Origin of the sequence: Pseudoduganella buxea (assembly GCF_009720835.1) — a bacterium.
GTDB lineage: Bacteria > Pseudomonadota > Gammaproteobacteria > Burkholderiales > Burkholderiaceae_D > Rugamonas > Rugamonas buxea.
The window spans coordinates 1-5,263 of sequence record NZ_WNKZ01000167.1; the positions used below are offsets into that span (position 1 = coordinate 1).

Here is a 5,263-nt window from a genome sequence, read left to right on the forward strand (position 1 = left end):
ATTACATCGAGATGTTCTACAATCCGAAGCGCCGGCACAGCTTCAGCAATGACTTGTCGCCGGTCGAGTATGAAAAGCAGTATTTCAAGCGGCTCGCGAGTGTCTAGGAAACTCGTGGCGATTCAAAGACCCTCGTCGGCGCGGCCGTGCTGGCACGCGAGGCCAAGGCGCCCGGCTTGTTGAACAAGCGCCTGACCTATACCAAGGCGGACCTGGTGACGTATTCGCCCGTAACGGAACAGCATGTCGCCACCGGCATGACGGTGGCCGAGCTGTGCGCGGCGACGATCCAGACCAGCGACAACACGGCGGCCAATGTGCTGATGAAGGAGTTGGGCGGCCCGGCGGCCATCACGGCATATGCCCGCTCGATCGGCGACTCGAGCTTCCGCCTGGACCGGTGGGAGACGGACCTGAACACGGCCATTCCCGGCGACGAGCGCGATACGACGACGCCGCTGGCGATGGCGCGCACCTTGCAGAAACTCTTTGCCGGCGACGCCCTGCCGCCGGCGCAGCGCCAGCAGCTGAAGGACTGGATGCTGGGCACGACGACGGGCGACACGCGCATCCGCGCCGGCGTGCCGCCAGGCTGGCAGGTGGCCGACAAGACGGGCACGGGCAGCTACGGCGTGACCAACGACATCGGCGTCGCCTACCCGCCCGGCGGCGCGCCCGTCGTGCTGGTGGTCTACACGCATGGTGCGGTGAAGGATGCCGACAGCCGCAGCGACATCGTGGCCGCGGCAACCCGGACGGCGCTGGCGGCGCTGGCTGCCTAAACACTAGCGGGGAAAGCTCCCCGGCAGCAGGATGTCGCGGGTGACGTCGCGCACGTCGCGCAGGCCGCAGAAGGCCATCGTGATATCGAGCTCGGTGCGGATGATCTCCAGGCAGCGCGTCACGCCCGCCTCGCCCATCGCACCGAGGCCGTACAGGAAGGCGCGGCCGATATAGACGCCACGCGCGCCCAGCGCCACGGCCTTGATGACGTCCTGGCCGGAGCGTATGCCGCCATCGAGGTGCACTTCGATGGCGTCGCCGACGGCGTCCAGGATGGCCGGCAGCGCCGCGATCGACGACTGCGCGCCATCGAGCTGGCGCCCGCCGTGGTTGGACACGATCAGCGCGTCGGCGCCGCTGGCCACGGCCAGGCGTGCGTCTTCCGGGTCCATGATGCCCTTGATGATCAACTTGCCGCCCCAGCGCTGCTTGATCCATTCGACGTCGCGCCAGGACAGTGTCAGGTCGAACTGCTGCGCCGTCCACGACGACAGCGAGGACATGTCGGCCACCTTCGGCGCATGGCCGACGATATTGCCGAAGTGGCGGCGCGAGGTGCCCAGCATGCCCAGGCACCAGCGCGGCTTGGTCGCCATGTTCACCAGGTTGGGAAGGGTCAGGCGCGGCGGCGCGGACAGGCCGTTGCGGATATCCTTGTGGCGCTGGCCCAGCACCTGCAAGTCCAGGGTCAGCACCAGCGCCGAGCACTTGGCCGCCTTGGCGCGGTCGATCAGGCGGCTGATGAAATCGCGGTCCTTCATCACGTACAGCTGGAACCAGAAGGGTTTGGTCGTATGGGCCGCCACATCCTCGATCGAGCAGATGCTCATCGTCGACAGGGTGAACGGCACGCCGAAACGTTCGGCCGCGCGCGCGGCGAGGATTTCGCCGTCGGCATGCTGCATGCCCGTCAAGCCCGTGGGCGCCAGCGCCACCGGCATCGCCACCTGCTGTCCCACCATCGTCGTGGCCAGGGTGCGGTTCGACATGTCGACGGCCACGCGCTGGCGGAACTTGATGGCCTTGAAGTCGTCCTGATTGGCGCGGTAGGTCGATTCGGTCCACGAGCCGGAATCGGCATAGTCGTAGAACATGCGCGGCACGCGGCGGCGAGCCAGGCGCTGCAGGTCGTCGATGCAGGTGATGGTGGTCATGGGGCGGCGAGATCCTCGTTGTCGGACATGTCAGGGATCATCCGGCATTTCGCCACCCTTGCCAACCACGCAGCAGGGGTTAACGAAAAAAGGGCCAGATCTCGCGATCTGGCCCCTCTTCTTCCATCTGGTGCGGCTGGCAGGAATCGAACCCACGACCCCTTGGTTCGTAGCCAAGTACTCTATCCAGCTGAGCTACAGCCGCAAAACTTCCACTACAACATACTACTGGAACTGCTTCACCGCGACTTCCGCCGGCGGTGGTAAAACTGGTGCGGCTGGCAGGAATCGAACCCACGACCCCTTGGTTCGTAGCCAAGTACTCTATCCAGCTGAGCTACAGCCGCAAAACTTCCACGATTATAACAGGCAGCGGACCAACCTCATCGCACGACCTGTCATCTCGATACTTCCATACTGCTTTTACTGCACGCCGGTCGACTTCCATCGTCCGGCAAATTCTGGTGCGGCTGGCAGGAATCGAACCCACGACCCCTTGGTTCGTAGCCAAGTACTCTATCCAGCTGAGCTACAGCCGCAATTTTTTGCAATCTTCTTGCAATCAAGCGAGTCGGCATTTTACAGCATTTCTTTCGGCTTGGAAAGCTGGATTTTTCATCCATCGTCTCGTTCGCTGCTTGCGCCGCCAAGTCGACCTTTCCGGGCCGGAAGCTGTCGCCTCCCCTGCCTGCCTTCCGCTGCGCCCTGTGACGTTTGCTGCGAAAGGAGCAAGATTATAGGGGCGGCCCGCGCCATTGTCCAGAGCAAAATGCGGGGCGCGAAATGCGTCGTGGCCCGGCCGCATTCCGGCGGCCTTGCCGGCCCCATTCTGCGGCCCGGCGCCGCGGCATTGGTGTACGATGCACCATCTTTGCTATCAGTTTAATACGGAGTCGGGACAGCGATGACTGCACAAGCCTGCACCAGCATTTCCACGCTGGCCGATCACGACTGGTCGCGCACGGCCATCGGCGAGCCGGACAACTGGCCCCATACCCTGCGCCTGACGGTCGACATCATCCTCAACGCGCCACTGCCGATGGTGGTGATGTGGGGCCGCGAACAGGTCATGCTGTTCAACGACGCCTACGCCGCGCTGGCCGGCATGCCGCACCAGCAGGCCCCCGGTGGCAAGGTGCCGGCGATGCAGCCATCGGCCTGGAGCTGGAATGCGCTCGCCATCGAGCAGGCCTGGGACGGTGCCGCACAGGTCTTCGCCGGCGCGGCCCTGCACCTGTGGCGCCAGGGCGGCATCAGCGAACACCATTTCGATCTGTATTACACGCCGCTGCGCGATGCCGACGGCGCCGTGCAGGGCATCCTGTGCACCTTGGCCCCGCCCACCGGCCTGGGCACGGTGGCGTCAAGCGGCGCGCTGCGCATCCTCGTCGTCGAGGACAACCTCGATGCCCAATACCTCGTGTGCGAGATGCTGCGCGCCTTCGGCCACGAAGTGGAAGCCGAGGCGAGCGGCGAGGCGGCGCTGGAGCACCTGCGCCGGCGCGGGTTCGACGTGCTGTTCTCCGACGTCAGCCTGCCCGGCATCTCCGGCGTCGAACTGGCGCGCCGCGCCGTGGCCGAACTGCCGGCGCTGCAGGTGATCTTCGCTTCCGGCTACGGCACGGGGCTGACGCAGCAGCTCGAATTTGCCGCCGAGGCGATCCAGAAGCCCTACGAGATCGAGCAGTTGCAGGCCATTCTCGACCGGGTCGCGGCGAAGGTCGCCGGCCGGCGCTAGCGCCCGCTCCCTGTACCGCCCGGGCGGGAGCCAACCGTGCGGGCGCGCGCCCCGGCGTGCCGCTACAATCATCCCGAGCAGGCCGCACGGCCTTCCGACAATCGCTGCGACTAATTCATGATTTTCTCCCCCGGGCCCGGTGCCGGCCCCAACTCCGACGATGACACGCTGCGCTCGACACTGGAAGCGAAGGAAGCCCTGCGCCAGTCGAACGAGCAGCTGCGCGCCGTATTGGGGAGCATCACGGACGGCGTCGCCCTGATCGAACCGAACTGGCGCATCAGCTACCTGAACCGCCCCGCCGGCGAGATCCTGTTCCCGTCCGGGCGCGAACACGAGGACGTCACAGGCAGCACCTTGTGGCAGGCCTTTCCCGAACTGGCCGGCACCGTACTGGAAAAGCAGTTGCGCCAGGCCATGGTGCGGCGCCAGGACGCCACCTTCGAACTGTATTACCAACCGCGCCGGCGCTGGCTGGAAGTGCGCGCCTACCCGTTCGGCACGGGCCTGACGTGCACGCTGCGCGATATCGGCCAGCGCAAGGAGGACCAGCACAGCCTGCGCGAACACAGCAGCCGCCTGCAGGTGGCGCTGGCCGCGGGCAAGCTGGGCGACTGGACCTGGCTGGCCGCGACCGACCATATCGTGCTGGGCCAGCGCGCCGCGGAAATCTTCGAATTGCCGGCCGGCCAGGACACCACCTGGGCCGTGCTGCGCGACCGCGTCGTGCCGGAAGACCGCGAGGCCGTGCAGGCCGCCTTCCTGCAGGCCTATACGGCGCGCGGCGACTTTTCCATCGAGTGCCGCATCGGGCGCAGCGACGGCAGCCTCGCCTGGCTCTCCGTCGTCGGCCACGGCAGCTACAGCGACACGGGCCAGCTGCTGGGCGTGAACGGCATGGTGCAGGACATCAGCGAGCGCAAGGTGGCCGAGGACACGTTGAAGCACAGCGAAGAGCAGCTGCGCGCGCTGGCCGATTCGATTCCCCAGCTGGCCTGGATCGCCCACCATGACGGCCGCATGGCATGGTACAACCGCCGCTGGTACGAGTACACGGGCGTGGACCCCGAGCTGCCCCACGACGACGCCTGGCGCGAGGTTCATGCGCCCGATTGCCGCGAGCCGATGATGGAGCACTGGCGCGAGTCGATCGCCTCGGGCCAGAGCTTCGAGATGGAATTTCCCATCCGCGGCGCGGACGGCCAGTACCGCTGGTTCCTGACCCGGGCCAACCCCGTGCGCGACAGCAGCGGCCAGATGCTGCGCTGGTTCGGCACCAGCACCGACGTCGACCAGGTCAAGCGCGCCCAGGAAGCGTTGCGCGACGAAACGAATATCCTTGAACTGCTCAACAGCACGGGCAACGCGCTGGCGCGGCACCGCACGCTCGAACCGCTGCTGCAGGAGGTGACGGACGCGGCCACCCGCATCACGGGCGCCCGCTTCGGTGCCTTCTTCTACGGCAGCGGCGAACGCTCGCTGAAGCTGTCGACCCTCATGGACCCGCTTCACGGGCCGGCGCGAACGCTGGCTGGACCGCATCGTCAGCCGCCTGACCGGCTGGCACCTGCAAACCAGCTATGCGCAG

4 protein-coding genes, 3 tRNA genes and 1 pseudogene are annotated in these 5,263 nt (G+C 66.3%); 4 read left to right on the forward strand and 4 right to left on the reverse strand.

Translation table 11 applies throughout. From position 1 onward, the window contains the following. Together GM672_RS26985 and bla are read left to right on the forward strand one after the other, a co-directional pair. Positions 1 to 107: IS3 family transposase (locus GM672_RS26985; protein ID WP_155471785.1), on the forward strand; the 107-nt coding region annotated here is incomplete at its 5' end. 18 nt (positions 108 to 125) lie between these two features. Further along, positions 126 to 782, forward strand: a pseudogene (gene bla, locus GM672_RS26990) (class A beta-lactamase); the annotation flags it as partial. A gap of 3 nt (positions 783 to 785) precedes the next feature. Here the strand turns inward: bla and GM672_RS26995 are convergent. From GM672_RS26995 to GM672_RS27010, 4 genes are all read right to left on the reverse strand, one after another. Beyond that, positions 786 to 1,937, reverse strand: a complete 1,152-nt coding sequence (locus GM672_RS26995) for an alpha-hydroxy acid oxidase (RefSeq protein WP_155473594.1) — start codon at positions 1,935 to 1,937, stop codon at positions 786 to 788. A gap of 128 nt (positions 1,938 to 2,065) precedes the next feature. Further along, a tRNA-Arg gene (locus tag GM672_RS27000) sits at positions 2,066 to 2,142 on the reverse strand. A 65-nt stretch (positions 2,143 to 2,207) separates the two neighbouring features. Further along, positions 2,208 to 2,284, reverse strand: a tRNA-Arg gene (locus GM672_RS27005). A 115-nt stretch (positions 2,285 to 2,399) separates the two neighbouring features. Next, positions 2,400 to 2,476, reverse strand: a tRNA-Arg gene (locus GM672_RS27010). Positions 2,477 to 2,841: 365 nt separating this feature from the next. Here GM672_RS27010 and GM672_RS27015 point away from each other — a divergent pair. Beyond that, positions 2,842 to 3,675, forward strand: a complete 834-nt coding sequence (locus GM672_RS27015; protein WP_155473595.1) for a response regulator — start codon at positions 2,842 to 2,844, stop codon at positions 3,673 to 3,675. A 117-nt stretch (positions 3,676 to 3,792) separates the two neighbouring features. Next, positions 3,793 to 5,263 (forward strand): PAS domain-containing protein (locus GM672_RS27020; RefSeq protein WP_155473596.1); only part of this gene is annotated, 1,471 nt, incomplete at its 3' end.

Bases quoted from the DNA above. Each gene is read 5' to 3' on its own strand.
- GM672_RS26995 (WP_155473594.1), bottom strand. From the start codon at position 1,937: ATGACCACCATCACCTGCATCGACGACCTGCAGCGCCTGGCTCGCCGC.
- GM672_RS27015 (WP_155473595.1), top strand. From the start codon at position 2,842: ATGACTGCACAAGCCTGCACCAGCATTTCCACGCTGGCCGATCACGAC.